Here is a 1,088-nt window from a genome sequence, read left to right on the forward strand (position 1 = left end):
CGCCTTGGCGCTCGCGATCTCGGTGTTGGCGCTTATGCGAGGGCTTGGTGATGACCTTCATCGATCCGGCCCTTGCTTGGCGTCTCGACGAAGAGGCCGGGCTGAAGCTCATGCTCGCACTCTGCATCGGGTTGGTGTTCCTCGAGGTCTACCTCGGCATCGCTGATCTTCTTCGCGGGAGAGATGAATGATCCCCMTGCCCTTCAGCACCAAGCAAAAACTCGATGCGGTCAAACGCGAACTCGGCTTCAGGAATACGGTTTACCGCCGGCGCGTGGCTGACGGAAAGATGGCCAAGGCCGACATGGATCGCGAGATCTCGATCTTCGAAGCGATCCAGCGCGACTACGAGCAGGTCGCGGCCAACGAACGCAACGCGAGCGATCTCTTCGGTTCAGAGACCGCGATCGAGCACGATCCCTTCGTCAGGCTTGGGGACGCCGCAATGCAGGTCGTCTCCAGCACAAGAAGAAAGCTCGAGGCAGAGGCGACGCGCTTCAATGCTCTCGCCTCAGAGGTTGGCGGCGCAGTTGAGCGCCTTCGCGAGATCGAAGCGAGCCACCGCAATCCCCAACACAAGGACGCAGCAGAATGACCGCCGCAGTCGCAGAGGTTAACCGAGCCGACGACTACGCCTTTTGGCATGGTGCGTTGAAGGGCAATCCGCCCGAACTTACACGAGGCGTCGCTGAGTGCGGTTTCTACCGGAACCGCAACCGCGAAGGCGACTTCTACGGTGTCGCCATCTGGCGCAATGGCGAGGGCGATCTCGTCGCCAAGGTCGGCAAAGGAAACGTCGTCGAGGCGAACGAGGAATGGTGCGAGCGGATCTTCGCATGGTGCGCAAAAAGCCCCGTGCCCGAAGCGGCATATCGCGATTGGCTGGGTACCGGCAAATGGCACGACGACGTTCCCGACGTGATCAGCAATACCGAGGCGGCGCCGCACATCGTCATCTCCGAGACGATCGCCGAACTTCGTTCTCAAGCCGAGAAATGGCTCGCCAGCATCGGTGGCGAAGTCAAGACGCAGGAGCATGCCGACAAGGCCGGAAACTTCAAGGATCGGTTTGCCGAGCTGGAGAAGGA

Annotated in this window: 3 protein-coding genes; all 3 read left to right on the top strand. The window is 60.7% G+C overall.

The features are described from left to right. Nucleotides 1-191 (top strand): hypothetical protein (locus AC1DT3_RS22220; RefSeq protein ID WP_477467340.1); only part of this gene is annotated, 191 nt, incomplete at its 5' end. Then, on the top strand, nucleotides 188-595 hold the full coding sequence (locus tag AC1DT3_RS22225) for a hypothetical protein (protein ID WP_477467341.1): 408 nt from the start codon (nucleotides 188-190) through the stop codon (nucleotides 593-595). The genes AC1DT3_RS22220 and AC1DT3_RS22225, both read left to right, overlap by 4 nt. Beyond that, on the top strand, nucleotides 592-1,088 hold a 497-nt coding region (locus AC1DT3_RS22230), incomplete at its 3' end, for a hypothetical protein (protein WP_477467342.1). The genes AC1DT3_RS22225 and AC1DT3_RS22230, both read left to right, overlap by 4 nt.

Source organism: Microvirga sp. P4_G7 (genome assembly GCF_056401005.1).